Source organism: Lysinibacillus sp. EB271-A1-10B (assembly GCF_058791335.1).
The window spans coordinates 26,227-52,932 of sequence record NZ_JBYTDL010000027.1 but is presented as its reverse complement, the minus strand read 5'-3'; the positions used below and the strand labels follow the sequence as shown (position 1 = coordinate 52,932).

Below are 26,706 nucleotides of genomic sequence, written 5' to 3'. Positions count from 1 at the left end.
TGTCAGTCTTTTGTTTTGTATAGTAGGAGGAAGAAACATGGAAGAATGGTTGAAAGATGACGAACGGTTAGACTATTTATTAGCTGAGGATTTACGTATTATTCAAAGCCCCTCTGTATTTTCGTTTTCATTGGATGCAGTGCTACTTTCGAAATTTGTTAGTGTCCCATACCATAAAGGAAAAATTGTTGATTTATGCTCAGGTAATGGTGTAATCCCACTTTTTCTAAGTGCTAGAACAAAGGGACATATTACAGGAGTAGAAATTCAACCACGCTTATTTGATATGGCTGAGCGAAGTATCCGTTACAATAAGTTGGAAGAGCAAATTCATATGGTCCTTGGTGATGTGAAGGAAATTCCTAAGGAGCTTGGTATTGAAAAGTATGACGTTGTAACATGTAATCCGCCATATTTTTTAGCACATGAAGCTAGTGATAAAAATTTAAGTGAGCATTACGCTATTGCCCGCCATGAACTATATTTAACGTTAGAGGAATCAATACAGTCAGCAAGTAAATTATTAAAACAGGGCGGAAAGGCCGCTTTTGTTCATCGTCCTGGTCGGTTGTTAGATATTGTTACGGCGATGCGAGCGAATCGTATAGAGCCTAAACGTATGCAATTTATTTACCCGAAAGAGGGTAAGGAGGCCAACACACTATTAATAGAAGGAATTAAGGACGGTAAACCGGATCTGAAAATATTACCACCCCTGTATGTTTATAATGCGGATAATGAATATACAGCAGAAGTGAGAGAAATTCTTTATGGAAAAGAACAGTAACCATTATTTTTATGTGTTAGAATGTGCCGACCAATCCTTTTATGCTGGTTACACGAATAATGTAGACAGGCGTGTCGCTGTACATAATGCTGGTAAGGGAGCAAAATATACGAGAGCACGAGGACCAGTGGAATGTATTTATGTAGAGGAATTCGATACGAAACAAGAGGCGATGCGTGCAGAATATGCTTTTAAACAGCTAACACGAACGCAAAAAATGAAATATATAGGGAGGGATGCGTTATGAAATCTCAAAAAAGTACAATGCACAATCATACAGGTTGTTTATATTTAGTTGGAACACCTATTGGTAATCTAGAGGATATGAGTGTGCGTGCGTTACGTATTTTAAAGGAAGCAGATATTATTGCTGCTGAGGATACACGTAATACCAAAAAGCTTTGCAACTACTTTGATATAGCAACACCCCTGATCAGCTATCATGAACATAATATAGAGGTGGGGGGAGAGAAGTTATTAGCATTCTTACGTGAAGGAAAAACAGTTGCATTAGTTAGTGATGCTGGTCTACCGTGTATTTCCGATCCTGGTGCAGATATAGTCGAAAAAGCAATTGAGCAAGACTTTCCAGTTGTGCCGGTGCCAGGTCCCAATGCCGCAATATCAGCATTAATCGCCTCCGGATTAACACCGCAGCCATTTTTCTTTTATGGATTTTTAAATCGAGGAAAAAAGGAACGTCGACAGCAATTAGAGCAACTAAAAAAACGTCAGGAAACCATTTTGTTTTACGAGGCTCCTCACCGTATAAAGGAAACCTTGAAAGACATGGAATTTATTCTTGGTAATCGTCGAATTGTATTAGCTCGCGAGCTAACTAAAAAATTCGAAGAGTTTTTACGTGGTACGTTGGCTGAAGCAGTGGAATGGTCACAAACAGAGGAAATTCGAGGAGAATTTTGTATTGTCCTTGAAGGAAATGAAAATGATGAGGAAGAAAATGATGAACAAGCCTATTGGATGACAATGTCTATTGTTGAACATGTTGATTATATTATTGATCAAAATGGTGTTACATCAAAAGAAGCTATAAAAGAAGTGGCCAAACTACGTCAAGTAGCTAAGCGAGAAATCTATAATGAATACCATAGTTAATGTAAAGAAAGAGGTCGCCTTAATATAGGCACCTCTTTTTTTGTATATCTATTCAAATAGGTGGTTAACACCAATTTATTAAGGCCATGCCATGTATTTAAGCTGATTGGAGTGGAGGCTGGGCGACTCCTTGAGGATCAGCAATAGCGGAACGGAGGCTAAAAGCATCACATTCTGTGATAACGCCTCCGTGACCAACATCATGCTGTTGCTGTCGCTGCGCTTTCGCACAAACAAAACCCTCTGCTGCCGCTACGTTAGCACTACGCTTTCGCGCAAAAAACATCTGTTGGCCCAAGCGGCTCATCGGACGCCCCCAGGAAGCTTTGCTCTGTGCGAAAGCGAAGCGGCAGCAACAAAGCGCCCAGTCGGAACGGAAATCAACCATACGTTTTGCTGAGGAGCATATAAACTATTTAATTGATAATAATTGTAAAAAATAGTACCCTTAACTATGAAAGGTCTGACATGGACATTATAAGGGACTTAAAAATTGGTTATATTATAGTTATCTTCTATTAAATAATAACGCCTCTGGACGCAATTACGCTAAGGAGAAATTGATAAAAAATAAAACACCCAAATCACTGTGCTTGATTTAGGTGTGTATCAAATTATTTTTTTAAGTTAGATTGGATTTCATTCACTAACATTTCTGCGCCTTCTGGGCTTAAAATTAATTTACCACCAACTAGACGGAAGTTATCATCAGAAACTTCACCAGTTACAGCACATGTCATGTTAGGCATATATTTTTTTAAGATGATTTTGTCGTCATCCACATAGATTTCTAAAGCGTCTTTTTCTGCAATACCTAATGTACGGCGTAATTCGATTGGAATTACTACACGACCTAATTCATCGACTTTACGAACGATTCCTGTTGATTTCATAATTATATTTCCTCCTAATGTTAAAAGTTATATTGGTATTTCGTCAAATTTCGACATAATTCCTTGTCTGATAGTTATCATACCAAGTAATGCCATAAACGTCAATTAATTAATACACTAATATTATTGTTTCGAAAAAATTTTTTGAGAAGAAAACAGATATTTTGGTTTTTTTAAAAGGTTTTTATTATATATTTTAATTTATAGTAAAAAAGCTTCTTATTTAATACATTAAATGGATTTATTATATTATTCGACATTTTTCGCGCTCGAGAAACTTTCAACCAATTATGCCTCGGCATAATTGCGTCTGGAATCGGCTAACATCCTATATTAAGCTCCTTTCTGATTACGTGACACCCACTGAAAGAAGTTGAAACGAATTTCGTACTTAGTTAGAATAGATAGTATACTGTGAAACAATGGAGGCAGTTCTAGTGAGCGAACAAAATAAAACATTCTATATAACAACCCCTATTTATTACCCAAGTGGGAAATTCCATATTGGTACAGCGTATACAACTGTAGCATCAGATACAATTGCACGTTATAAACGTTTACTCGGGTATGATGTACGTTTTTTAACTGGAATGGATGAGCATGGGCAAAAAATTCAAGAAAAAGCCGCTGAAGCGGGAAAGCATCCTCAAGAATACGTAAATGAGATTGCAGATGCTGCGAAAAAGCTTTGGGCATTAATGGACATTTCATACGATGACTTTATTCAAACAACGCAAGAGCGTCATACGAAAACTGTCGAAAAGATTTTCCAAAAGTTTTTAGATAATGGTGATATTTATAAAGGTGAGTATGAAGGTTGGTACTGTACACCATGTGAATCATTTTTTACTGAGACACAATTAGTAGACGGTAACTGTCCAGACTGTGGTCGTTCAGTACACAAAGTTAAAGAGGAATCTTACTTCTTTAATATGAAGAAATATGCTGATCGTCTTTTAGCTTATTATGAAGAAAACCTTGATTTTATTGAGCCTGAATCTCGAAAAAATGAAATGATTAATAACTTTATTAAACCAGGGCTAGAAGATTTATCTGTTTCAAGAACATCATTTGATTGGGGCATTAAAGTTCCAGGAGATCCTAAACATGTAATTTATGTATGGGTAGATGCTTTAACTAACTATATAACATCATTAGGTTATCTATCAGAGGATGAAACATTATTCAATAAATATTGGCCGGCAGATGTACATGTAGTTGGTAAAGATATCGTTCGATTCCATACTATTTATTGGCCAATTTTCTTAATGGCACTAGATTTACCACTTCCTAAAAAAGTGTTTGCTCATGGATTTATCATGATGAAGGACGGTAAGATGTCTAAATCAAAGGGCAATGTTATTTATCCTGAAATGTTAATAGAGCGTTATGGTTTAGATGCAACACGATATTTCCTATTGCGTGAGTTACCATTCGGCTCTGATGGTGTATTTTCGCCAGAATCATTTGTTGAACGTACAAACTTCGACTTAGCAAACGATTTAGGAAATTTATTGAATCGTACTATTTCAATGATTAATAAATATTTCGATGGCATTATTCCAAGTGAAAATCTTCAATCGACAGAGTTTGACGCAGCTTTAAAAGAACAGGCTGAATCAGTTCGTATTAAATATGAAGAAAGTATGGAAAAAATGCAATTTAGTGTCGTATTAGCCGACTTATGGACGCTAGTTTCAAGAACAAATAAATATATAGATGAAACTCAACCATGGGTGCTAGCTAAAGAGGAAACTGATAAGCCAAAATTAGGAGCTGTTATGCGAAATTTGGCGGAAAGTTTACACCAAATTGCTGTCATGTTACAACCATTTATGACTTCTACTCCTAAGCGAATTATTGAACAATTAGGGTTAGATGACAAATTCTTAGCATGGGAAACAATTGAAACATTCGGCAATACTATTCCAGCAAACATTAAAGTGGTAGAAAAAGGAATTCCGATTTTCCCTCGTCTAGAAAATGAAGTTGAAATTACGTATATTCGTGAGGAAATGCGTGGTTCAGTGAAAACTCCGCAAGAAGAAGAATCAAAAGCTGATCAGAAAGCTGCGGATATTCCAGAAATTCCTGAAATTACAATTGATGATTTTATGAAGGTGGATTTACGTGTAGCTACTGTAACAGCGTGTGAAACGATTCCGAAAGCAGACAAATTATTAAAGCTTCAAGTGGATCTTGGATATGAGCAACGACAAGTAGTTTCAGGTATTGCAAAGTTCTATTCTCCAGATGAATTAATTGGTCAAAAAGTGATTGTAGTCGCTAACTTAAAGCCAGTTAAATTACGCGGTGAATTATCGCAAGGAATGATTCTAGCTGGTGAAAAAGATGGGATTTTAAAATTAGCATCGGTGGATTCAAAACTAGAGAATGGCGCAAAAGTAAAGTAAACAATTTTAGGAAGGCCTGCTGAATAAAAAAAGTTCAGCAGGCTTTTAAAATCCATTTGAAAATGAGTAATTTATTATCTTGAAATAATTTATTTGCAGTAAAAATTAGATTTTTTTAGGTAAAAAGTAACAAATGAGGGCGCTTTGGTTATGCGAAATGTTATAATACAAAATTGTTTGTAATAAATTTGTAACAGTTATGTAAAATACGAAATAATAATTTTTAATAAAATCTATGTTAGGAGATCGACGATGTTCATTGATACACATGTACACTTAAACGCAGATCAGTATGAAGAGGATTTACAAGAGGTTATAGATAGAGCTCTTGAGGCCAAAGTAGAAACGATGGTTGTTGTTGGTTTCGATCGCAAAACCATTGAAAAAACAATGCAACTAGTTGAGCAATATGATTTTGTTTATGGTGTCATAGGCTGGCACCCGGTTGACGCCATTGATTGTAAACAAGAGGACTTAGATTGGATTGAGGAATTAGCAGCACATCCAAAGATAGTGGGTATTGGTGAAACTGGGTTGGACTATTATTGGGATAAATCACCGAAAGATGTTCAACAAGCACTTTTCCGCAAGCAGATTCATTTGGCACAAAAGTTAGATTTACCAATCATTATTCATAACAGAGATGCAACTGGGGATGTTGTTCAAATTTTACGAGAAGAAAATGCAGCTTCCGTGGGAGGCGTTATGCATTGCTTTAGTGGCAGCGTGGAAACCGCACATGAATGTATTGCTATGAATTTTATGATTAGTCTTGGTGGACCGGTGACATTTAAAAACGCACGAATGCCGAAAGAAGTAGCGACAGAAATACCAGTAGAGCATTTGATGATCGAAACAGATGCACCGTATTTAGCGCCCCATCCATATCGAGGAAAACGTAATGAACCAGCTTTCGTACCGTTAGTTGCAGAAGAAATTGCACGTTTAAAGGGTTTACCGATTGAGGAAATTGCACAGGTAACGACAACCAATGCGAAAAAATTTTTTAAGATTGACAATTAACTAGCTGAGACGCCTCCAATACTAGGTTTGTGGTTGGCTAAAAAGGCTATGTCAATTTTCTTAGAAATACATTCGGGTTGACAGTGCCAAATCTAGTACGTATAATCCAACCTTGTATATTAAGGAGGCGTTTTTTCATGTCAAATAATTCCATGAAAAACTTGTTCTTAGGATCATTGAGGAGTAAGCAAACAGTAATAAGCGTTATTTCACTTATTCTGTTTGTATCTGTAATTTCATTCGTACTTTATCAAGGTACTAAAAAAACCGTAACGCTGGATGCGAACGGAGAAGCAATCGAAGTAACGACACATGCCAAAACTGTAGAACAATTATTACAAGGTCAAAATATAGACGTAGCAGAGCATGACAAAATATCACCCTCTCTGAACACCAAAATTGTTAATGGATTAGCAATTTCATGGGAACAGGCAAAAGAAGTAACTATTTCAGTTGATGGAAATCAGTCAAAAGTTTGGACAACTGAAACACAAGTGAAAGACATTTTGAAAGAAGCGAATATTGAAGTATCAGAGCATGATTCTTTAAAACAAGGCATAGATACAGAAGTAGGAGCAGACAACAAGATCGATATTCAAAAAGCGTTTCAAGTATCACTTGTCGATGGCGTAAACAAAAGACAAGTATGGTCCACTTCGACTACGGTCGCTAACTTTTTAAAACAACAAGGAATTCAGCTAAATGAATTCGATCGTGTCGAGAATAACCTGAAGGACGTAATCACTCCACAGAGTAAAATCACAGTAGTTCGCGTAGAAAAGGTTATCGATGTAGTGGAAGACTCTTTAGATTTCGCAATTGAAAAGAAGCAAGATGCTTCATTGCAAAAGGGAAAACAAAAAATTGTAACAGCAGGCCAAAAAGGTTTAATGACTAAAACGTATGAAATCGTAAAAGAGAACGGCCAAGTTGTAGCTAAAAATCTACAATCTAAAAATGTTGTAAAAGAACCGCAGAAGCAAGTAGTTGCAGTAGGGACTAAAACAGTAGTAGCTACTGTTGCTAGTGCACCGACAGTTTCACGTGGGTCAACAGAGCCAGCTAGCGGTAGAGAATTTTATGTAACGGCAACTGCCTATACACCGTATTGTAATGGCTGCTCGGGGACATCTGCCACTGGCATTGATTTACGATCAAACTCTGGTTTGAAAGTAATTGCAGTAGACCCTTCTGTTATTAAGCTTGGCTCAAAAGTTTGGGTCGAAGGCTATGGAACAGCTATAGCAGGGGATACTGGTGGTGCAATTAAGGGTAATAAGATCGACATACTTGTACAAACGGAATCTCAAGCAAGTTCTTGGGGAGTTAGGAAAGTTCGCATAAAAGTATTAAATTAAAAAAATTGTAAAATTAATCAAAAATGTTTTTTCACTTACTGGCTTTCCCGTTTTGACTGGCGGGGGAGCTTTTTTTATCTTTTTTCAGTATTTGTACTGGAGGATAAATATAGTCCTATCTACAGAAATTAAGCTGGAACATCAACTGCTCGGTTTACTCGAAAGAGAAAGTACAAGCAAAAGCATAAGGTAAGTAGCCGTGAATTTCTGTACAATCATACAGTGCAGTTGTAAAATGGTCTGAAGATAAGGTAGAAAAGAGGGGCCTTTTTGCAAATAAAAGAAATCATCGTTGTTGAAGGGAAAGATGATACAACGGCTATTAAGCGAGCTGTGCAAGCAGATACAATAGAAACAAATGGGTCGGCTATTTCAGAGGAAACACTAAAGAGAATTCAGCATGCACAGGATAAAAGAGGTGTTATTGTTTTTACTGACCCAGACTATCCAGGACGTCGAATTCGTGCCATTATCGAGGAGCATGTAAAAGGTGTAAAACACGCTTTTTTACCAAAAGCTAAAACAATTGCGAAAAACGGTAAAGGACTAGGCATAGAGCATGCAGCAGATGAAGATATACGCGAGGCGCTACGGCATGTCTATACCCCTAATGATGTTGAGCCAACCAATGATGACATTACGCTCGAAGATTTAATGACGGCACGTTTAATTGGCCACCCACAGGCGAAAGCTCGTCGTGATCGTCTTGGAGAAATTTTGAATATTGGTACAACAAACGGTAAACAACTCCATAAAAGATTAAAAATGTTTCAAATCACAGAAAAGCAATTTGGTGCGGCAATCGCACAGGTAGATCAGGAGGAAAATAATGCATAAGGATATTGCAACACCAATTAGAACACAAGAAATCTTAAAAAAATATGGGTTTTCATTCAAAAAAAGCTTAGGTCAAAATTTTTTAGTAGATCCGAACATTTTACGAAATATTGTTAGTCACGCAAATTTAACTGAAAATAGTGGTGCAATCGAAGTTGGTCCAGGTATTGGAGCACTAACAGAGCATTTAGCAAGAAGTGCAAAAAAGGTTGTATCTTTTGAAATTGATCAGCGACTATTACCTGTATTAGAAGACACACTTAGTCCATATAATAATGTTACAATTGTACATTCAGACATTTTAAAAGCGGATGTTGCTAAAGTAATTCAGGAAGAGATGCCGGGTATTGAGGATATTATGGTTGTAGCAAATTTACCTTATTATGTGACGACTCCGATTTTAATGAAATTACTTAATGATCGTTTGCCAATTCGCGGATTTGTTGTCATGATGCAAAAAGAGGTAGCAGACCGTATTACGGCTAAACCTGGAACGAAAGAGTACGGCTCTTTATCAATTGCGATTCAATATTATGTGAAGGCTGATATTGCCATGACAGTGCCGAAAACTGTTTTTATGCCCCAGCCAAATGTTGATTCTGCAGTGATTCGTCTTATTAAACATGATGAACCTCCAGTAAAAGTAATTGATGAGGACTTTTTATTTGTTGTTACTCGTGCGTCGTTTGTACAAAGACGAAAAACAATCTTCAATAATTTACAATCGGGTTTACCAAATGGTAAGGCAAACAAAGAAAAAATAATGGATGCTTTACAAGCGGTAAATATTGAACCAACACGTCGAGGAGAGACATTAACTATTCAAGAGTTTGGAAAATTAGCCGATGTACTATATCCTACGTTCGCAAAGTAAAAAATTTTTGTTAACTTTTTTGAGTATACGTAAAAAAACATGAGGTTTTTATGAAAAATAAGTTGACAATATTTATAATCTGCTGATAAAATATTATATTTTGTTGACATTTTTGGGCGTATCGCTTATACTAATAAATAGTGAGGTGTAAGCGAAAATGCCAAAAACTTTAGCGGACATTAAAAAGTCGTTGGATTGTCATTTGGGTAAACGTTTGCAGTTAAGAGCAAACGGAGGTCGCAAGAAAACGGTCGAGTGTGCAGGGGTATTGCGTGAGACGTATCGCGCTATCTTTGTGGTTGAGCTTGATCAAGAAGACAATACGTGCAAGCGCGTATCGTATAGTTACACAGATATTTTAACTGAAGCAGTAGAGATTACATTTTTAGACGAAGCAAAAGCTGCTATCGCAAAATAGTTTCTAGTACTTATTTCTATATTTTGAAACACTCATGTATGTTAAAAACTACATGAGTGTTTTACGTTTTCTGGGACATACTAAATTCGTCAGTTGTAAAAGGAGGAGTTTATTATGCCTAGAAAGGGTATCATGTCACCTCGTTTAAAAGAAGAGATCGCTAAAGAGCTTGGATTTTATGATGTTGTGCAACGAGAAGGTTGGGGCGGCATTAAAGCTCGAGACGCCGGTAATATGGTCAAACGTGCCATCGAAATGGCTGAAAGAGCTAATGAGCAAGAAAATAATAAGTAGCCTGAACTAGACTGCTTATTAGAAGTCTCTCATCTCTATAGTGGTGAGAGGAGTCACTTTTCAGCGGGAGTCCAGGCATCTTTGAAAGTGCCTGAGGTCCAACGCCGTGTTTGCCTAATGCCTTCGGCGGACGCAATTATGCCGAGGCTTAATTGATCTTCAGCAGGGATGAAAGCTTCCTGTAGACACAACAACACAACTGACGAGAGAGAACCGTTACACCATTTAGGGGTATACGGTTCTTTTTTTCCATTTTCGCTTTCCCATTATGGTAAAATAAAATGAATTAAAAGATGAACAACAGATTTATCTTCATTCAGAAAATCTTTAATATAGCTAAAATGAACGCCGGCTGCTGATATTTTGTAACAGAAGAATCCTACATTTAAGATAGTGGGAGGTTCAAGTATCGACTGAATGATCTGGCGGTAATTGTTAAGTGGAGCTATAAGGAGGAAGAAAGATGCTTTATGTAAAGGCGCCTGCAAAAATAAATTTAACATTAGATGTGCTTTATAAAAGACCAGATAATTATCATGAAGTAGAGATGGTCATGACGACTGTGGATTTAGCTGATCGTATTTGTTTAGAATCTCGGGAAGATGGTGTAATAGAAATAATTTCGACTGATAATTTCGTACCGAACGATCATCGGAATTTTGCTTATCAGGCAGCGCGTCTAGTTAAAGATACATACGGCATTGGACAAGGTGTATCCATTACTATAGAAAAGGAAATACCAATCGCGGCGGGATTAGCGGGTGGCAGTAGTGACGCGGCTGCTACACTGAAGGGTTTAAATGAGCTGTGGAATTTAGGGTTATCTATAGATGAGTTAGCTGAATTAGGTGCGAAAATTGGTTCAGATGTTTCGTTTTGTGTCTATGGTGGCACAGCATTAGCAACGGGGCGTGGAGAAAAAATTCAGGAATTGCCTGCACCACCAAACTGCTGGGTAGTTTTAGCTAAACCTAAAATAGGTGTCTCTACTGCAGAAGTATATGGAGGCCTAAAGGTTGAAGGGTTAGAACATCCAAATACGAAGCAAATGATTCGTGCTATTGAAACGGAAGATTATGAGCTACTATGTGCATCATTAGGAAATGTTTTGGAAACTGTAACATTTAATCTGCATCCAGAGGTAGTAATGTTAAAGGAACAGATGAAGCGCTTTGGAGCAGATGCAACATTAATGAGTGGAAGCGGTCCGACGGTGTTCGGTTTAGTGGATAGTGAAGCTCGAGTAAGTCGCATTTATAATGGTTTACGTGGTTTTTGCGAAGAAGTATATGCGGTTCGGATTTTAGGCGAGCGAAATACGCTTGCTTAAAACCGCAAATTTGTGTTAATTTTACCTATAAATATTCGTGTTTAGGAGAGGGTCGCATGAAATGGAAGCGTAGTGAACGACTAGTTGATATGACGTACTATTTACTAGAACATCCACATCAGCTGATCCCGCTAACTTATTTTTCTGAACTATATCAATCTGCAAAGTCCTCCATTAGTGAAGATTTGACGATTGTAAAAGAAACTTTCGAAGAAAAAGGAATCGGGTTATTGATGACAGTACCGGGCGCTGCAGGAGGAGTAAAGTATATTCCTAAAATGTCCGAAGCCGAGGTCCGTTTAGTTATTCATGATTTAAAAGCGGAGCTTGAGCATTCAGATCGTTTATTACCAGGCGGTTATTTATTTATGACGGATTTACTCGGCAATCCAGATTTAATTAATCGAGTTGGTAAGGTATTTGCATCCGCATTTGCTGATCAACAAATTGATGTCATAATGACTGTCGCTACAAAGGGTATTTCTATTGCCCATGCGATAGCAAGACATTTAAATGTACCGGTTGTTGTTGTCAGAAGAGATAGTAAGGTAACTGAAGGATCTACAGTTAGCATCAACTATGTATCTGGTTCTTCCAGACGAATCCAGACAATGGTATTATCAAAAAGAAGCATGAAGAGTGGGCAACGAGTGCTTATTACTGACGACTTTATGAAGGTCGGCGGTACAATGAACGGCATGAAAAATCTATTAGAGGAGTTTGACTGTCAACTAGCTGGTATTGCAGTGCTTGTAGAGGCTGAGCATGCAGACGAAACTTTAGTAGATGATTATTATTCACTAGTGAAGCTTCATGAGGTCAATGAAAAAGACCGTACAATTGCATTAAGTGAAGGTAACTATTTTTCTAAAAGGGGAAATGACAAATGAAAGTAGTAGCAACAACAAATGCACCAGCAGCAATTGGACCATATTCACAGGGAATTATTGTAAATGGCATGTTTTATAGCTCAGGTCAGATTCCACTAACAGCAACAGGCGAATTAGTGGAAGGTGATATCACTGTTCAAACAAATCAAGTATTTGCTAATTTGAAAGCCGTTTTAGAAGCTGCTGGAGCATCTTTAGACAGCGTTGTTAAAACGACCGTTTTTATGAAGGATATGAACGACTTTGTTGCGATGAATGAAGTATATGCTAGCCACTTCGGGGATCATAAACCAGCACGTTCAGCAGTGGAAGTTGCGCGTCTTCCAAAAGATGTAAGTGTAGAAATTGAAGTTATTGCTATCGTTAAATAAGAAATAAATTAAGCTCACTGAAAGAGAAATGATTAACTCTTTTAGTGGGCCTTTTTTATTCTTCGTTCTAAAATGTTTTTGTAGACGAAAGCGAAGCGATAGCAACAAATGCTTTCTGGCGAAAGTGGAGCGTCGGGGTGACTGACAAACAATTGTCAAAAATTACGTAAATTAGAGGAAATTACACTAATAAGTATTCAAATTTTTTAGAAAATTTGATAGACTATAAAAAGGAAAATATTCGGTAATAAAGAATATTATAGTTATATTTAGGCATCTAAGAAGAGAGGTGGTGAGAAAATGGAAGTTACTGATGTAAGGTTACGTCGTGTACAGACTGATGGTCGCATGCGTGCGATTGCTTCCATTACACTCGACAATGAGTTCGTAGTGCATGATATTCGTGTGATTGATGGCAATACAGGTTTATTCGTTGCTATGCCAAGTAAACGGACGCCAGACGGTGAATTTAGAGATATTGCGCATCCTATTAATTCTACTACTCGTAATAAAATTCAAGAGATTATTTTAAACGAGTACCATAATTCAAGCGAGGAAGACGCGACAGAAAAGACAGAAGAATTAGAAGGAATTGGCGTATAGTAAAAGGGGATAAGTGTAAATTTAACTACGGCAATTTATACTTATGATGAAAGTGAGTAAAAAGAACTCTTCATATTTGGAGAGTTCTTTTTATTTTGAGAATTAGAGAAAACGAGCAGTTTTTAGGACATACATATTAACATTCGAGCATAAGGTGCATTTGATTTGGAAATTCATCTTTTTGTCAAGTCAACATGCCTTGAAAATAGATGGATTTTGCTATATAGTCATAAGAGAAAATGAGCGTATTGGAGGACTTACAGATGAGCAACATTTTTGCTGTCATTTTGGCTGCAGGTCAAGGTACACGTATGAAGTCCAAATTATATAAAGTGCTACATCCAGTATGTGGGAAACCAATGGTGCAACATGTGGTGGATCACATTCAAACGTTAGATGTGAAGCGCATTGTAACGGTTGTAGGACACGGTGCAGAAATGGTGAAACAACAGCTTGGCGATAAAAGCGAGTATGTTTTACAAGCTGAACAGTTAGGGACAGCTCATGCTGTACAACAGGCTGAGGCAATTTTAAGTAGCGAAGAAGGGACAACATTAGTTGTTTGTGGTGATACACCACTTATCCGCCCTGAAACGATGCAAGCTTTGTTTGAGCATCATCAAGCAAAGAAAGCCAAGGCAACAATTTTAACAGCTATTGCTGAAAATCCAACAGGCTACGGTCGCATTTTACGTGGCGACAATGGACAAGTGGAGCAAATTGTTGAACAAAAGGACGCTTCAGCTGAGCAACAACTAGTGAAAGAGATTAATACGGGCACATATTGCTTCGATAATAAGGCCTTATTTGAGACATTAAAACTTGTGAAAAACGACAATGCACAGGGTGAATATTATTTACCTGATGTCATTGAAATTTTACAAAAACAAGGCGAAGTCGTTGAAGCATATGTAACGGGAGATTTCGAAGAAACACTTGGTGTTAATGATCGTGTTGCTCTGTCTCAAGCAGAGGCGCTAATGCGTACAAGAATTAATGAAAAGCATATGCGTAATGGTGTCACAATTATTAATCCAGAAGCAACATATATTAGCGCTGAGGCAATGATTGGTCGTGATACTGTCATCCAACCAGGTTCTATGATTGAAGGTACAACTGTTATTGGTGAAGATTGTATAATCGGGCCAAACACACAAATCATTGATAGCCGTATCGGTGACCGAACAACTGTACATTCTTCTGTTGTACGTGAAAGCGCTGTAGCAGAAGACACAGCTATAGGACCGTTTGCAAATATTCGACCACTTTCTGATATAGGTAGCCATGTGAAAATTGGTAACTTTGTAGAAGTGAAGAAAAGTAAACTAGGTAATGACACGAAAGTATCCCACTTAAGCTATATTGGCGATGCTGAAATAGGAAGCAATGTCAATGTTGGCTGTGGTTCCATTACAGTAAACTATGATGGAAAAAACAAGTTCCAAACAATTATTGAAGATGATGTATTTGTAGGATGTAATACTAACTTAGTAGCGCCAGTGAAAGTTGGAAAAGGTTCATTTATTGCAGCAGGATCTACAATTACAAAAGAAGTTCCTGAGGATGCACTTGCAATTGCTCGTGCAAGACAAGAAAACAAACCGAATTATGTAAGCAAATTAAATTCAAAATAATTATCAACTAAACAGGAGGCCATCATGCCGTATCATTATGCAAACTCACAATTAAAAATATTTTCACTTAACTCTAACAATCCACTTGCTCAAGAAATTGCGCAGGAAATGGGTGTTGAATTAGGTAAATCTTCTGTTAAACACTTCAGCGATGGAGAAGTTCAAATTAGCATTGAAGAAAGTATTCGTGGTTGTGATGTGTTTATCGTGCAGTCTACTTCTGCACCTGTAAACGAACATTTAATGGAGCTTTTAATTATGGTAGATGCTGTAAAACGCGCATCTGCTCGTACAGTAAACGTTGTAATGCCTTACTATGGATATGCTCGTCAGGACCGTAAAGCAAAAGCACGCGAGCCAATTACAGCTAAATTAGTAGCAAACTTACTTGAAACAGCTGGTGCAACACGTGTTATCGTTTTAGATTTACACGCACCGCAAATCCAAGGTTTCTTCGATATTTTAATCGACCACTTGATGGCAGTACCTTTACTATCTGATCACTTCAAATCAAAAGGTATTCCAGAAGATGAAATCGTTGTTGTTTCACCAGACCATGGTGGTGTAACGCGTGCTCGTAAAATGGCAGAACGTTTAAAAGCACCTATTGCAATTATTGACAAACGCCGTCCAAAACCAAACGTTGCAGAAGTAATGAACATTGTTGGTAATGTTGATGGTAAAGTGGCAATCTTGATTGATGATATTATTGACACTGCTGGTACAATTACAATCGGCGCAGACGCATTACGTGCTGCTGGCGCGAAAGAAGTTTATGCTTGTTGCTCTCACCCAGTACTATCAGGTCCAGCAATCGAGCGTATTGAAAACTCTTCGATTAAAGAATTAGTTGTAACAAATACAATCCAGCTTCCAGAAGAGAAAAAATCTCCAAAAATTACAGAGCTTTCAGTAGCTAAATTAATGGCAGATGCAATCTCTCGTGTCTATGAAAACAAATCTGTAAGTACTCTATTTGATTAATATATAAATAAACAAGAGCCGATATGTGGCTTATTAAGGACAAATCTACGTTTGCAAGTAGATTTGTCCTTTTTTCTAGGTTTACTTTGTTTGAATTTTCTTATAAAAGGGTATATGGTAGTTGTGACTTAATAATATTTACACTACTTTATGAAAAATAGTTTACTTCGCCTAAGGTTGGGATATATTTTGTTAAAGCGTAAGTTATGTGAATAAGTTGATCTTCGTTACGGCAGGGCGACTCCTTGGGGATTAGATGATAGAGGAACAAAGGCTAAAACCATCACATCCTGTGATAATGCCTTCGTGACCAACATCGTGCTGCTGCGGCTACGTTAGCACTACGCTTTCGCGCAAAAAACATCTGTTGCCCCAAGCGGCATCGGACGCCCTCGGGAAAGCGCCTGGCTGGAACGGAAATCAACCCCACGTTATGGTGATGAGCTAAAATGGTAGTCAATATTATTATAGCCTTAATAAATGTCATTGAAAGTAGAGACATTTATAATAAGGCGTAAATAATTTTTCTTGGAAGGGGAAGTATAGATATGAGTACAGTATTAAGTGTTAAAAAGCGCGAAGCTGGGCACCGTTCGACATTAACCCAACTTAGAAAAGGGGGAGCCATTCCTGGAGTTATTTACGGCTATAAATTAGATTCTACCCCAATTTCTATTTCAGCGAAGGAATTCAGAAAATCCATTCAAAAAAATGGACAAAACGGTGTGTTTTCGATGGATTTAGATGGAGAAAAAGTGAATGTTGTTGTATCAGAAATCCAACAATGCTCCATGAAAGATGAAGTAAATCATATTGACTTTTTAGCAATTAATATGTCCGAGGCGATAGAAGCTGAAGTGCCTATTAAACTTGTAGGGGAGTCAGTTGGTGTTAGTGTGGGTGGCATATTAATGCAGCCTAACTTAGATGTAAAGATTAATGTAAAACCAGCAGATATACCAGAAGCTATTGAAGTGGATATTACTGAACTTAAAATTGGCGAAACAATTACAGTAGCAGATATTCGAGACACGATTGATTTTGATATTATTAGTGAAGATGGTCATACATTGGTATCAATTATGGCTCCAGCAGTCGTTGAAGAATCGACAGTGGATAGTGAGCAGGTACAAGAGTAAAAATATTTGTTAAGGAAAGGCTACTGAGGAAGCTAAGCTTCTTCAGTAGCTTTTTTATTTTATTTAGCAAGGGCATTGGTTTCCTTTTTAAGTCATAACGATTTCGCGATATATATATATGGTTGAAGTGAAGATTTTAAATAATATCAAGACGTTATTGAACTTTTACTTTCAAAAATTGTCCAAACTGCTTTCTGAGTGCATGATATGGTAAAATAATGACTATTAGATTTGAAAGAAGAGGGGTACTTATGAAAATTATCGTTGGTTTAGGAAATCCAGGTAAACCTTATGAGCATACAAGACATAATATTGGCTTCGATATTATAGATGCATTAGCTGAAAAATGGGGTGCACCTTTAACTAATTCAAAGTTTAATGGTATGTATGCAACGGTACATCGTCCTGAAGGAAAGGTTCTACTTGTTAAACCTTTAACATATATGAATTTATCGGGGGAATGTGTTGGTCCCCTAATGAACTATTTTGATATTGAAGTGGAAGATTTAATTGTTATTTATGACGACTTAGATTTAGAGACAGGTAAATTACGCCTGCGTCAAAAAGGTAGTGCAGGTGGACATAATGGTATTAAATCATTAATTCAGCATTTAGGTACACAAGAATTTAATCGCATACGAGTTGGGATTAATCGCCCACCAGCAGGCATGAAGGTAGCAGATTACGTGTTATCAAAATTTTCAAAAGAAGATCAAGCCGTCGTCGGCGAAGCTATAGAAAAGTGTGTAAATGCTGTGGAAGCATCTCTTTCAAATCCATTTCTTGATGTGATGAATCGCTTTAACGGATAACAATCATGGATATTACAGTTGTTTAGGATGACGATTTAATTGATTTCAGCAAATTTTTTTAGTAACGAAAGGAAAGCGTCAGCTACAGGCCTAAGCACAGAGCCGTCTCCCGGCGCAATTATGCCGAGGTATAATTGATGTTGTTTTTTTCTGCGACAACAGCTAACTAAATATATAGTATTAACCACAGTGCAAAACTATTCTCTATTTCTAAAATGACCTCTAAGACAAAATTGGAAGTGCATAATCTTTTTTCGAAATGTCTATACTTTAAGTAGTAAGTTGCTTAAAGGAGGATGATTTGGAGATGTCAGTTCGATATCGATGTCGGCATTGTGAAGTAGAAATAGGGACGCTACCATTTGATGCAGATGATACAATTCGAAAACTACATATTTTCGAATTGGGTGAAGCGGATGATTATGTTGAGAAAGATCAACATGGAAAAACGACGGTGCACTGCATTTGTGAGCAATGTGAGGATTCGCTGAAACAATATCCAGATTATCACGCACTCAATAAATGGATTCAATAATTGGAAGGACGCTTTGGCGCACATTACGTGCGTCCAAAGCTTTTTCCGTTTAACTTCGCTCAGGTTTAGGTTTAAAGCCAATTCCAGACGAAATTATGCCAAGGTATAATGGATAAAATAAACAATAAAAATACGTAATATAGTACTAGATTACTAGTAATGGTGACGAGAATTATGCGTTGAAAGGAGCTTTTGACATTGGAAGTTTTACGACAGCTTGTGATGCAGGACAAACATATCACATCATTTTTACAGGAGATTCAGAGCGACCATTCTGCAACACAGCTTATTACAGGATTAACTGGAAGCGCACGCCCAGTAATGGTCGATGCTTTATTTGAATATGTAAAAAAACCAATTTATATTATATCTCCTAATCTATTGCAGGCTCAGAAAATGGCCGACGAGCTGGCGGGACTTTTAGGTGAGGAGCATGTTCATTATTATCCTGCCGATGAGTTTATTGCTGCTGATTTATCTGTTGCTTCCCCAGAGCTACGTGCTGAGCGTATCGCAACACTTGATCGTCTTGCTAGAGGTGAAAAAGCTGTTTATGTAATACCGGTTGCGGGCTTACGTAAAATAATGCAGCCTAAAGAGCATTGGCTACAGTATTTTTTACAAATAGCAGTAGGTGAGGATATTCAGGTTGATGAATGGCTCCAAACATTAGTAGAGATGGGGTACGTGCGTAATTCGATGGTGACGACACCTGGAGAATTTGCGTTACGTGGTGGCATATTAGATATTTATCCTCCGTATTTAGAGTCACCGATTCGTATAGAATTATTTGATACGGAAGTGGACTCGATTCGAACATTTTCTGCGGACGATCAACGTTCTATCGATAAATTACAGAAGATTCGTATCCTCCCTGCTTCAGAAGTTATTTTGACAAAGGAAGAAAGAACGGCATTGGCAGGTCGTTTAGAAGCTGCATTAGCGACAAGCTTAAAGAAAGTCAAGAAGCAGGAGACGAAGGAGTTACTGTATCAACATATTCAATATGATATTGAATTGTTACAGCAAGGGAATTTACCGGACTATGTAAATAAATATGGTTCGTTATTGTATGAGAAAACAGCCTATTTAGGAGATTATTTTGTACACGACGGCATTGTGCTATTTGATGAGCTCGGGCGCATTCAGGAGGTTATGGATGCATGGGAGCGTGAAGAAGATGAATGGTTTTTATCTCTAATTGAAGAAGGGAAAATGGTGCATGATGTAAAGCCCGCATTCTCTTTAAAAGAGATTCTAGCAATGTTATCTCAGCAAAAACTATATTTCTCATTATTTTCGCGAACTTTTGCAGGTGTATCCTTCAATAAGACGACGAACTTTTCTTGCAAACCAATGCAACAATTTCATGGCCAAATGTCATTGTTACAAAGCGAGGTTGAACGCTGGCTACTCGGTAAATTTACTGTACTAATTGTGGCGAGAGATAAAGACCGTGTTAAACGTGTACAGCAAATGCTTGAGGAATATGATATTCATACGACAATTGGTCAACCGACAGAAGCGGGTATTTATATTGTGGATGGCTCGCTATCTAGTGGCTTTGAATTACCGTTACAGCGCTTAGTGGTAGTTACAGAGGATGAGCTGTTTAAACAGCAGGCGAAGAAAAAAGCACGTCCTCAAAAAATGACGAACGCAGAACGTATTAAAAGCTATACAGAAATTAAACCTGGCGACTATGTTGTACATGTACATCACGGTATTGGGAAATATATTGGCTTAGAAACACTGGAGGTAAATGGTACACATAAAGATTACCTACACATTCGATATCGCGCAGATGATAAGTTGTATGTTCCAGTAGAGCAAATAGATTTAATCCAAAAATATGTAGCATCTGAAGACCGTGAACCGAAGCTACATAAATTAGGTGGAGCAGAGTGGAAAAAAGCTAAAGCTAAAGTATCCTCTGCCGTGCAAGATATTGCTGATGATTTAATCAAGCTGTATGCGAAACGTGAAGCAGAGAAGGGTCATGCATTTGCGATTGATAATGACGATCAGCGCAATTTTGAGGCCTCATTCGCTTATGAAGAAACAGAGGATCAGTTACGTTCAATTATCGAAGTGAAACGTGATATGGAACGTGAACGTCCTATGGATCGCCTCGTATGTGGAGACGTGGGATATGGTAAAACTGAGGTAGCGATTCGTGCTGCATTCAAAGCAATTCAGGATGGCAAGCAGGTAGCTTTCCTTGTGCCGACTACGATTTTAGCGCAACAACATTACGAAACGATTCGTGAGAGATTCCAAGACTTTGCTATTAATGTAGGTCTCCTGTCTCGTTTCCGCACAAAAAAAGAGCAAACAGCGACATTAAAGGGCTTAAAAGAAGGGCAAGTTGATATTGTTATTGGAACGCATCGAATTTTATCTAAAGACTTGTTATTCCAAGACCTTGGATTGCTTATTGTTGATGAGGAGCAACGTTTCGGTGTAACGCATAAGGAAAAAATTAAACAACTTAAGACGAATGTTGATGTATTAACGCTAACGGCAACTCCGATTCCAAGAACACTTCATATGTCGATGGTAGGAGTTCGTGATTTATCGGTAATTGAAACGCCACCAGCAAACCGTTTCCCTGTACAAACCTATGTAATGGAGCATAGCGGTGCATTAGTGCGGGAAGCTATTGAGAGAGAAATGGCACGTGGCGGGCAAGTATTCTACTTATATAATCGTGTAGAGGATATGGCTCGTAAAGTTGATGAAATTCAAACGCTTGTCCCCGAAGCGCGTATCGGGCATGCACATGGGAAAATGACGGAGTCAGAATTAGAATCTGTCATATTAGCCTTTTTAGAAGGTGCCTATGATGTGCTTGTAACAACAACGATTATTGAGACAGGAGTAGATATACCGAACGTTAATACATTGATTGTTCACGATGCTGATCGAATGGGCTTAGCGCAGCTTTATCAATTGCGTGGGCGTGTTGGGCGTTCTAATAGGGTAGCATATGCGTACTTTATGTATCAGCGTGATAAAGTTCTTACAGATGTAGCTGAGCAACGATTACAGGCGATTAAAGAATTTACAGAGTTAGGTTCAGGATTTAAGATTGCTATGCGTGACTTATCTATTCGCGGTGCTGGGAATCTGCTAGGAGCGCAGCAACATGGCTTTATTGATTCTGTCGGTTTTGACTTGTATTCACAAATGCTACAAGAGGCGATTACTGAGCGCCAAACAGGTGTGAAAAAAGAAGAAAAGCCTGACATCGAAATTTTATTGAGTATTGATGCGTATATTCCAGATGTATACATTCCTGATGGCTATCAAAAAATTCAAATGTATAAACGTATTAAAGCGATGGATCAAGTGGAGGAGTATGGCGAAATCACGGAGGAATTAGAGGATCGCTTCGGAGATCTTCCGATTGAAACTGAGCGCTTACTGCGAATAGCACGTATGAAGGTATGGGGCCTAGGTGCAGGCGTATTGTCGGTGAAGGAAAAGCAAAAAATTATCACAATATTGTTGTCTGAAGAGGGAACAGTACAAGTTGATGGCAGTAAAGTTGTTGAAGAATCCATGAAATTCGAACGAGCTGTCGGTTTTGGTATGGATGGTATGCAACTGAAATTAACGATTGATGAACGGAAATGTGGGAAATATCAACCCTTTGAAATTTTAGAAGACATGATGCATATTATTGCTAACGCAAAAAAACAAAAATAATAAAAAGCTGACCTTATCTAACTAGGATAATGGTCAGCTTTTTATTATAGAAAAACAAAACGATCTAGGAGATCTTAATGAATGTTGACGCTATTGCTGTGCTTACGCATAGAAAACTGTTGTTATAGACGCAACGTTAGCACTACGCTTACGCACAGAAAACCTTTATTGCAGGCGCAACTTAGCGCTTACTCATACACAGGAAACCCTTATTAGTTGCGATGTTAACGCTACATTTACGCACTGAAAATATCCGATGCTGTCGCTTCGCTTTCTCGCAATAAAAAAATTCTGTAAACCTACGTTAGCACTACAATTTTGTACAGAAAATATATGTTGCAGACGCAACGTTAGCACTACACATACGCACAAAAAATAGTTGATGTTGCTCCCTTGCTTTCGTGCAGGTACATTGCAGAAGTTTCGTTTTACCATTATTAACTTTGGATGATATGCCAAAAGGTGCATGCGAATTGAAATTTTGATTGGACTGTAGATGGAGCGACTTCTTAGGTGTCGTTTTTACAAATAAGACTGTGGATCTAGCTGATAGGAGCGAGGAGGTGAAAAGGATTAAATTGCGTGAAAATACCTTTGTAATAAAAAACCTTTTGGCTCATTGACGCAATAATGTAGGTTGGATTATTATTATTTCTTGTTAAAAATTTTTTATAAATTATTTATAAAAATTAGTTTTTGTGGTTAATCTAAGATAAGTTGATTGAAGTTAAAAATTCTATATGCTAAATGTATTTGAAGTACAATAATTTAGGTTTTAAGGCCTTTTTGAAAAATATTGTTGGGTGTGAAATCCTTTTTCTTCAGTTTTTGCATAGATTGCTTCATAAATAACCATACTAGAGTTGAAAAAAATTTTTATTGTAGCGAAAGCGAGGATTATGAATGAAGGCAACAGGAATTGTTCGTCGTATTGATGATTTAGGGCGTGTGGTTATTCCAAAAGAAATTCGTAGGACGCTACGTATTCGCGAGGGTGACCCGTTAGAAATTTATACAGACCGTGAAGGCGAAGTTATTTTAAAGAAATATTCTCCAATTAACGATTTAGGGGAATTTGCAAGGGAATATGTAGAAACATTATATGAAACATTAGGTACTCCAGCGTTTGTAACCGACCGTGATGAAGTAATTGCTGTCGCAGGAATCGGTAAGAAAGAGTATATTAATCGTCGTATTACATCTTTTGCGGAAACTTTTATGGAAGAGCGTTCAACAAAAATAGAAAAAATGGAAACAACTATCGAGATTGTTCCTGGACAATATGAGCAAGTGAAGTCTTATTGTGCAACACCTATTATGGTGAATGGTGATCCAATCGGTTGTATTATCGTTTTATCTAAAGTACATTTTGTTGGTGAAGTTGAAGTGAAAGTTGCAGAAACAGCTGCTAACTTCTTAGCTAAACAAATGAATAGTTGATAAGAATTGAAAGTTATTGCGCTGACCTTTTTAGGCTGAACAATAACTTTTTTTCGTACATAGTTTTATGGTAATCCTACCCGCGCGCGTTAAACTTTTGAGATATGCTATACTATTGGCATTGTTAAAGAAGGAAAGAGGGCAATTTATGTCGGAACGTTTTGGCATGAAAAGCTACATGAAGGGCGCGGCATTACTTACAATTGCTGCCCTTGTTGTGAAGGTTCTAAGTGCAATTTATCGTGTGCCTTTTCAAAACCTTGTTGGTGATGAAGGATTTTATATTTATCAGCAAGCGTATCCAATTATATCCATTTTTGTCGTATGGACATCTAGTGGATTTGCAGTAGCTATTTCTAAGATGCTTGCAGATAATGATTGTATTTTAGACCCGCTAGAGCGAAATCAAAAACGAAGCGGTATTATGCGTATTGTTTTTCGTTATTTAACAGTACTATCGTTGTTGTTTTTTGTTGTTTTATTTAGTGGAGCTGAAATAATTGCAAGGCTTATGGGCGATACGCAGCTTGCTCCTTTAATACGGACAGGTTCATTTATTGCACTTGTCATGCCAGCTCTTGCTATTTTAAAGGGCGGCTTCCAATCAAGAGGTATTATGGAGCCGGTTGCTTATGCACAAGTCGTTGAACAAGCTGTGAGAGTATCCGTCATTATAGCGGGCACATTTATCATTATGAAGACGACAGAATCACTATATAGTGCTGGACAAATGGCTATAATAGGTACAGTTGTTGGTGAAATTGTAGGTTTTATATTACTTGCGTTTATCTTTAAAAAACGTTTCGGTTTATTTAACGATAAGAAAAAGCGGCGACGTATCGAAAGTTTTCCCATTATTAAAGAGGTCACATTGCTAAGTTTAAGTGTAAGCATGAGTGGTCTGTTGTTACTTGGCTATCAGCTAGTTGATTCCTTTACAATTTATTCACTATTAGTAGAGGGTGGAATGGATCAAAAGGTCGCTAAGGTAACAAAAGGCGTTTATGATCGTGGGCAGCCGTTAGTGCAGCTCGGAGTCGTCATTGCTTCTTCTCTTTCACTGGCTATTGTACCGCTTGTCGCACATATGTCCAAAAGACAAGAAGGCCGTAGTGCAATTCCGTTTATACAATTAACGTATAGAGCGTCTGTATTATTTGGGTGGGCAGCATCTTTAGGTTTAATACTCGTTATGCCTTATATTAACGTAATGCTCTTTAAAACAGATGCGCTGTCGGAAGTACTTATGGTATATGTGTTACAAATTGTGCCTTTGTCGATTATTTTGACATTTACAGCTATTCTGCAAGGTTATGGTAAATTAAAAAAGCCAGCCTTATTTTTAATTGTAGGTTTTATATTAAAAGTAATATTGAATGTGCTGACAATTAGTTTATTTGGTGTATTAGGTGCTGCTATTGCTAATAATGTGGGTCTACTGTTTACTGCCCTCATGCTCGTCTTTTATTTGAAGAAAATAATTGCAATTCAATTAGCACCAGCTAGTTTTTATAAAAAAGTTGGAATTGCATCACTAAGCATGGCAGTTGTAGTGCTAGTTTGGCTACAGTTTATACCATCGTTATTAAGCCAATTTTTATCACCTCGATTTGTTGCAGTGGTAGCAGGTTTTACAGCTGTTAGTCTAGGGGCATTTGTAATGGTCACAATAATTGCTAAGTTACGTGTGCTAGGCGAAAAAGAGTGGTACTTACTACCGTTTGGGCGCAAGATGGCAGTTTATCAATTATGGTTAAATCGGAAGAAGTAGGTGGATTTATTGAATACTTTAACAGTTATTGGTCTAGGTGCGGGTGATTTTAATCAGCTGCAAATGGGTGTCTATAAAAAATTAAAAGCGGCTAGAAAATTATATGTTCGTACAGTGGATCATCCGGTATTAGAAGAATTATCAGCTGAGGGCTTACAATTTGAAAGCTTTGACACGATCTATGAAAAACATAGCTCGTTCCAGCCTGTGTATGAAGAAATTGCAGAAACGCTTGTGGCTGCTGCGGCGATTAAAGATGTAATGTACGCTGTACCAGGACATCCACTTGTTGCGGAGCAGACTGTACAATTGTTGATTGCTGCTGCGGATGCGGGAAAAGTAAAATTAGTCATTGAAGGTGGACAAAGCTTCTTAGATCCAATATTCGGCGCGTTAAAGATCGACCCGATTGAGGGTTTCCAGCTGCTGGATGGCACTAGCTTTTCTATGCATGACATTAACATGCGTCAGCATATTTTAATTGCTCAAGTGTATGATACATTCAGTGCGTCAGAAGTAAAGCTTACGTTAATGGAGAAATACGATGACGAATACCCTGTTACAGTAGTTACTGCAGCAGGCTCGACACAGGAAAAATTAGTGACGGTACCACTTTATGAGCTTGACCAAAGTGTTGAGGTGAATAATTTAACAACGGTATATGTGCCACCTGTGAAATCGCAAGAGGAGGCTTTACGAGATTGGGCAACCTTCCGTCAAATTATTGCTGTTTTACGTGGTCCGAATGGCTGTCCGTGGGATCAAAAGCAAACGCATGAATCACTGAAAAAATATTTACTAGAAGAAGCGCACGAATATTTGGCGGCGGTAGATGCAGAGGATGACTTTGCGATGATCGAGGAGCTTGGAGATGTACTATTACAAGTATTCCTTCATGCACAGATCGGAGAAGATCAAGGTTACTTTACATTGGAAGATGTATTAGCTTCAATAAGTGAAAAAATGATTCGTCGACACCCGCACGTATTTGGAGATGTATCGGTAGAAGATGCAGAGGGTGTTGTAGCGAATTGGGAAGTTATAAAAGCAGAAGAAAAGGGTATAAGTGATAAGCCGCTATTGGAAGAGGAATACCGGGCGTCCTCTGCTCTACAAACTGCCTATAATTATCAAAAAAGAGCTGCGAAGGTTGGGTTTGATTGGCCCGATGTAGATGGAGCATGGGACAAGTTTGCGGAGGAATGGCAGGAATTTCGTAATGAGGTGACGAAAGGTACAAGTGCGTCACGTCTAGATGAATTTGGAGATGTCTTGTTCACGCTTGTGAATTTAGCGCGTTTCTACAAGTTAAATCCAGAAGAGGCTATGTTACATGCCAATGAGAAGTTTGCGAGACGCTTTGGTTATGTGGAGGCAAAGGTAGAGGAAAGTGGAAAGCCATTTTCTGATTATACATTAGAACAATTAGATGCTTTTTGGAATGAAGCGAAGCAACTGGAAAAGGAGTAAAA

Annotated in this window: 25 protein-coding genes; 23 read left to right on the top strand and 2 right to left on the bottom strand. The window is 37.8% G+C overall.

The window, feature by feature from the left end; all coding sequences use genetic code 11:
• Nucleotides 1-37 precede the first annotated feature (37 nt).
• Genes AC3WSK_RS23080 through rsmI form a run of 3 tightly spaced genes read left to right on the top strand, consistent with a single transcriptional unit; the run spans nucleotide 38 to nucleotide 1,903 of the window.
• Nucleotides 38-787 (top strand): tRNA1(Val) (adenine(37)-N6)-methyltransferase, encoded by a 750-nt coding sequence (locus AC3WSK_RS23080; protein WP_079563669.1) that lies wholly within the window; start codon nucleotides 38-40, stop codon nucleotides 785-787.
• The gene (locus AC3WSK_RS23075) at nucleotides 771-1,034 is read left to right on the top strand and encodes a GIY-YIG nuclease family protein (RefSeq protein WP_079563670.1); all 264 of its coding nucleotides are present in this window, start codon (nucleotides 771-773) and stop codon (nucleotides 1,032-1,034) included. The genes AC3WSK_RS23080 and AC3WSK_RS23075 overlap by 17 nt, the downstream gene beginning before the upstream one ends.
• Nucleotides 1,031-1,903 carry a 16S rRNA (cytidine(1402)-2'-O)-methyltransferase gene (gene rsmI / locus AC3WSK_RS23070; RefSeq protein WP_079563671.1) on the top strand — a complete coding sequence of 291 codons (873 nt, stop codon included), beginning with the start codon at nucleotides 1,031-1,033 and terminating at the stop codon, nucleotides 1,901-1,903. Before AC3WSK_RS23075 ends, rsmI begins: the two co-directional genes overlap by 4 nt.
• A gap of 97 nt (nucleotides 1,904-2,000) precedes the next feature.
• Here rsmI and AC3WSK_RS23065 read toward each other — a convergent pair whose 3' ends face one another.
• Together AC3WSK_RS23065 and abrB are read right to left on the bottom strand one after the other, a co-directional pair.
• Nucleotides 2,001-2,210: a hypothetical protein gene (locus AC3WSK_RS23065; RefSeq protein WP_427484831.1), complete on the bottom strand. Its 210-nt coding sequence runs from the start codon at nucleotides 2,208-2,210 to the stop codon at nucleotides 2,001-2,003.
• A gap of 307 nt (nucleotides 2,211-2,517) precedes the next feature.
• Nucleotides 2,518-2,796 carry a transition state genes transcriptional regulator AbrB gene (gene abrB / locus AC3WSK_RS23060; protein WP_079563673.1) on the bottom strand — a complete coding sequence of 93 codons (279 nt, stop codon included), beginning with the start codon at nucleotides 2,794-2,796 and terminating at the stop codon, nucleotides 2,518-2,520.
• Nucleotides 2,797-3,233: 437 nt separating this feature from the next.
• Here abrB and metG point away from each other — a divergent pair, with 437 nt between their 5' ends.
• The 20 genes from metG to yabN all read left to right on the top strand — a co-directional run bounded on the left by metG (nucleotide 3,234) and on the right by yabN (nucleotide 26,704).
• A complete protein-coding gene (gene metG / locus AC3WSK_RS23055; RefSeq protein ID WP_079563674.1) occupies nucleotides 3,234-5,210 on the top strand; it encodes a methionine--tRNA ligase in 1,977 nt (658 codons plus the stop codon).
• Nucleotides 5,211-5,462: 252 nt separating this feature from the next.
• Entirely contained in the window at nucleotides 5,463-6,233 is a 771-nt protein-coding gene (locus AC3WSK_RS23050) for a TatD family hydrolase (RefSeq protein WP_492414940.1), read from the top strand.
• A gap of 137 nt (nucleotides 6,234-6,370) precedes the next feature.
• Nucleotides 6,371-7,591 carry a resuscitation-promoting factor gene (locus tag AC3WSK_RS23045; RefSeq protein ID WP_492414941.1) on the top strand — a complete coding sequence of 407 codons (1,221 nt, stop codon included), beginning with the start codon at nucleotides 6,371-6,373 and terminating at the stop codon, nucleotides 7,589-7,591.
• A gap of 270 nt (nucleotides 7,592-7,861) precedes the next feature.
• Nucleotides 7,862-8,428: a ribonuclease M5 gene (gene rnmV, locus AC3WSK_RS23040; protein WP_079563677.1), complete on the top strand. Its 567-nt coding sequence runs from the start codon at nucleotides 7,862-7,864 to the stop codon at nucleotides 8,426-8,428.
• Nucleotides 8,421-9,302, top strand: a complete 882-nt coding sequence (gene rsmA / locus AC3WSK_RS23035) for a 16S rRNA (adenine(1518)-N(6)/adenine(1519)-N(6))-dimethyltransferase RsmA (RefSeq protein ID WP_079563678.1) — start codon at nucleotides 8,421-8,423, stop codon at nucleotides 9,300-9,302. Before rnmV ends, rsmA begins: the two co-directional genes overlap by 8 nt.
• A gap of 157 nt (nucleotides 9,303-9,459) precedes the next feature.
• Nucleotides 9,460-9,720, top strand: a complete 261-nt coding sequence (veg, locus tag AC3WSK_RS23030) for a biofilm formation stimulator Veg (RefSeq protein ID WP_049667356.1) — start codon at nucleotides 9,460-9,462, stop codon at nucleotides 9,718-9,720.
• Nucleotides 9,721-9,834: 114 nt separating this feature from the next.
• Nucleotides 9,835-10,014 (top strand): small, acid-soluble spore protein, alpha/beta type, encoded by a 180-nt coding sequence (locus AC3WSK_RS23025; protein WP_079563679.1) that lies wholly within the window; start codon nucleotides 9,835-9,837, stop codon nucleotides 10,012-10,014.
• Between the two features lie 463 nt (nucleotides 10,015-10,477).
• A complete protein-coding gene (ispE, locus tag AC3WSK_RS23020) occupies nucleotides 10,478-11,344 on the top strand; it encodes a 4-(cytidine 5'-diphospho)-2-C-methyl-D-erythritol kinase (protein WP_079563680.1) in 867 nt (288 codons plus the stop codon).
• Between the two features lie 56 nt (nucleotides 11,345-11,400).
• Nucleotides 11,401-12,234, top strand: coding sequence for a pur operon repressor (gene purR, locus AC3WSK_RS23015; protein WP_079563681.1), 834 nt, complete (start codon nucleotides 11,401-11,403; stop codon nucleotides 12,232-12,234).
• The gene (locus AC3WSK_RS23010) at nucleotides 12,231-12,605 is read left to right on the top strand and encodes a RidA family protein (protein ID WP_079563682.1); all 375 of its coding nucleotides are present in this window, start codon (nucleotides 12,231-12,233) and stop codon (nucleotides 12,603-12,605) included. The genes purR and AC3WSK_RS23010 overlap by 4 nt, the downstream gene beginning before the upstream one ends.
• A gap of 300 nt (nucleotides 12,606-12,905) precedes the next feature.
• Nucleotides 12,906-13,208 carry a septation regulator SpoVG gene (gene spoVG / locus AC3WSK_RS23005; protein ID WP_079563683.1) on the top strand — a complete coding sequence of 101 codons (303 nt, stop codon included), beginning with the start codon at nucleotides 12,906-12,908 and terminating at the stop codon, nucleotides 13,206-13,208.
• Between the two features lie 263 nt (nucleotides 13,209-13,471).
• Nucleotides 13,472-14,842: a bifunctional UDP-N-acetylglucosamine diphosphorylase/glucosamine-1-phosphate N-acetyltransferase GlmU gene (gene glmU / locus AC3WSK_RS23000; RefSeq protein WP_079563684.1), complete on the top strand. Its 1,371-nt coding sequence runs from the start codon at nucleotides 13,472-13,474 to the stop codon at nucleotides 14,840-14,842.
• A gap of 24 nt (nucleotides 14,843-14,866) precedes the next feature.
• A complete protein-coding gene (locus AC3WSK_RS22995; RefSeq protein ID WP_079563685.1) occupies nucleotides 14,867-15,826 on the top strand; it encodes a ribose-phosphate diphosphokinase in 960 nt (319 codons plus the stop codon).
• Nucleotides 15,827-16,374: 548 nt separating this feature from the next.
• Entirely contained in the window at nucleotides 16,375-16,965 is a 591-nt protein-coding gene (locus AC3WSK_RS22990) for a 50S ribosomal protein L25/general stress protein Ctc (RefSeq protein ID WP_079563686.1), read from the top strand.
• A 251-nt stretch (nucleotides 16,966-17,216) separates the two neighbouring features.
• Nucleotides 17,217-17,777, top strand: coding sequence for an aminoacyl-tRNA hydrolase (gene pth / locus AC3WSK_RS22985; RefSeq protein ID WP_427484834.1), 561 nt, complete (start codon nucleotides 17,217-17,219; stop codon nucleotides 17,775-17,777).
• A 307-nt stretch (nucleotides 17,778-18,084) separates the two neighbouring features.
• Entirely contained in the window at nucleotides 18,085-18,312 is a 228-nt protein-coding gene (locus AC3WSK_RS22980) for an anti-sigma-F factor Fin (RefSeq protein WP_079563688.1), read from the top strand.
• A gap of 198 nt (nucleotides 18,313-18,510) precedes the next feature.
• A complete protein-coding gene (gene mfd / locus AC3WSK_RS22975) occupies nucleotides 18,511-22,023 on the top strand; it encodes a transcription-repair coupling factor (RefSeq protein WP_427484835.1) in 3,513 nt (1,170 codons plus the stop codon).
• 903 nt (nucleotides 22,024-22,926) lie between these two features.
• Nucleotides 22,927-23,463 (top strand): stage V sporulation protein T, encoded by a 537-nt coding sequence (gene spoVT, locus AC3WSK_RS22970; RefSeq protein ID WP_079563690.1) that lies wholly within the window; start codon nucleotides 22,927-22,929, stop codon nucleotides 23,461-23,463.
• Nucleotides 23,464-23,611: 148 nt separating this feature from the next.
• The gene (locus AC3WSK_RS22965) at nucleotides 23,612-25,234 is read left to right on the top strand and encodes a putative polysaccharide biosynthesis protein (protein WP_427484836.1); all 1,623 of its coding nucleotides are present in this window, start codon (nucleotides 23,612-23,614) and stop codon (nucleotides 25,232-25,234) included.
• A 9-nt stretch (nucleotides 25,235-25,243) separates the two neighbouring features.
• Nucleotides 25,244-26,704, top strand: coding sequence for a bifunctional methyltransferase/pyrophosphohydrolase YabN (yabN, locus tag AC3WSK_RS22960; protein WP_427484837.1), 1,461 nt, complete (start codon nucleotides 25,244-25,246; stop codon nucleotides 26,702-26,704).
• The last annotated feature ends 2 nt before the right edge of the window (nucleotides 26,705-26,706 follow it).

Bases quoted from the DNA above. Each gene is read 5' to 3' on its own strand.
- AC3WSK_RS23080 (WP_079563669.1), top strand. From the start codon at position 38: ATGGAAGAATGGTTGAAAGATGACGAACGGTTAGACTATTTATTAGCT.
- AC3WSK_RS23075 (WP_079563670.1), top strand. From the start codon at position 771: ATGGAAAAGAACAGTAACCATTATTTTTATGTGTTAGAATGTGCCGAC.
- rsmI (WP_079563671.1), top strand. From the start codon at position 1,031: ATGAAATCTCAAAAAAGTACAATGCACAATCATACAGGTTGTTTATAT.
- AC3WSK_RS23065 (WP_427484831.1), bottom strand. From the start codon at position 2,210: ATGAGCCGCTTGGGCCAACAGATGTTTTTTGCGCGAAAGCGTAGTGCT.
- abrB (WP_079563673.1), bottom strand. From the start codon at position 2,796: ATGAAATCAACAGGAATCGTTCGTAAAGTCGATGAATTAGGTCGTGTA.
- AC3WSK_RS23050 (WP_492414940.1), top strand. From the start codon at position 5,463: ATGTTCATTGATACACATGTACACTTAAACGCAGATCAGTATGAAGAG.
- AC3WSK_RS23045 (WP_492414941.1), top strand. From the start codon at position 6,371: ATGTCAAATAATTCCATGAAAAACTTGTTCTTAGGATCATTGAGGAGT.
- rsmA (WP_079563678.1), top strand. From the start codon at position 8,421: ATGCATAAGGATATTGCAACACCAATTAGAACACAAGAAATCTTAAAA.
- veg (WP_049667356.1), top strand. From the start codon at position 9,460: ATGCCAAAAACTTTAGCGGACATTAAAAAGTCGTTGGATTGTCATTTG.
- AC3WSK_RS23025 (WP_079563679.1), top strand. From the start codon at position 9,835: ATGCCTAGAAAGGGTATCATGTCACCTCGTTTAAAAGAAGAGATCGCT.
- ispE (WP_079563680.1), top strand. From the start codon at position 10,478: ATGCTTTATGTAAAGGCGCCTGCAAAAATAAATTTAACATTAGATGTG.
- purR (WP_079563681.1), top strand. From the start codon at position 11,401: ATGAAATGGAAGCGTAGTGAACGACTAGTTGATATGACGTACTATTTA.
- AC3WSK_RS23010 (WP_079563682.1), top strand. From the start codon at position 12,231: ATGAAAGTAGTAGCAACAACAAATGCACCAGCAGCAATTGGACCATAT.
- spoVG (WP_079563683.1), top strand. From the start codon at position 12,906: ATGGAAGTTACTGATGTAAGGTTACGTCGTGTACAGACTGATGGTCGC.
- glmU (WP_079563684.1), top strand. From the start codon at position 13,472: ATGAGCAACATTTTTGCTGTCATTTTGGCTGCAGGTCAAGGTACACGT.
- AC3WSK_RS22995 (WP_079563685.1), top strand. From the start codon at position 14,867: ATGCCGTATCATTATGCAAACTCACAATTAAAAATATTTTCACTTAAC.
- AC3WSK_RS22990 (WP_079563686.1), top strand. From the start codon at position 16,375: ATGAGTACAGTATTAAGTGTTAAAAAGCGCGAAGCTGGGCACCGTTCG.
- pth (WP_427484834.1), top strand. From the start codon at position 17,217: ATGAAAATTATCGTTGGTTTAGGAAATCCAGGTAAACCTTATGAGCAT.
- AC3WSK_RS22980 (WP_079563688.1), top strand. From the start codon at position 18,085: ATGTCAGTTCGATATCGATGTCGGCATTGTGAAGTAGAAATAGGGACG.
- spoVT (WP_079563690.1), top strand. From the start codon at position 22,927: ATGAAGGCAACAGGAATTGTTCGTCGTATTGATGATTTAGGGCGTGTG.
- AC3WSK_RS22965 (WP_427484836.1), top strand. From the start codon at position 23,612: ATGTCGGAACGTTTTGGCATGAAAAGCTACATGAAGGGCGCGGCATTA.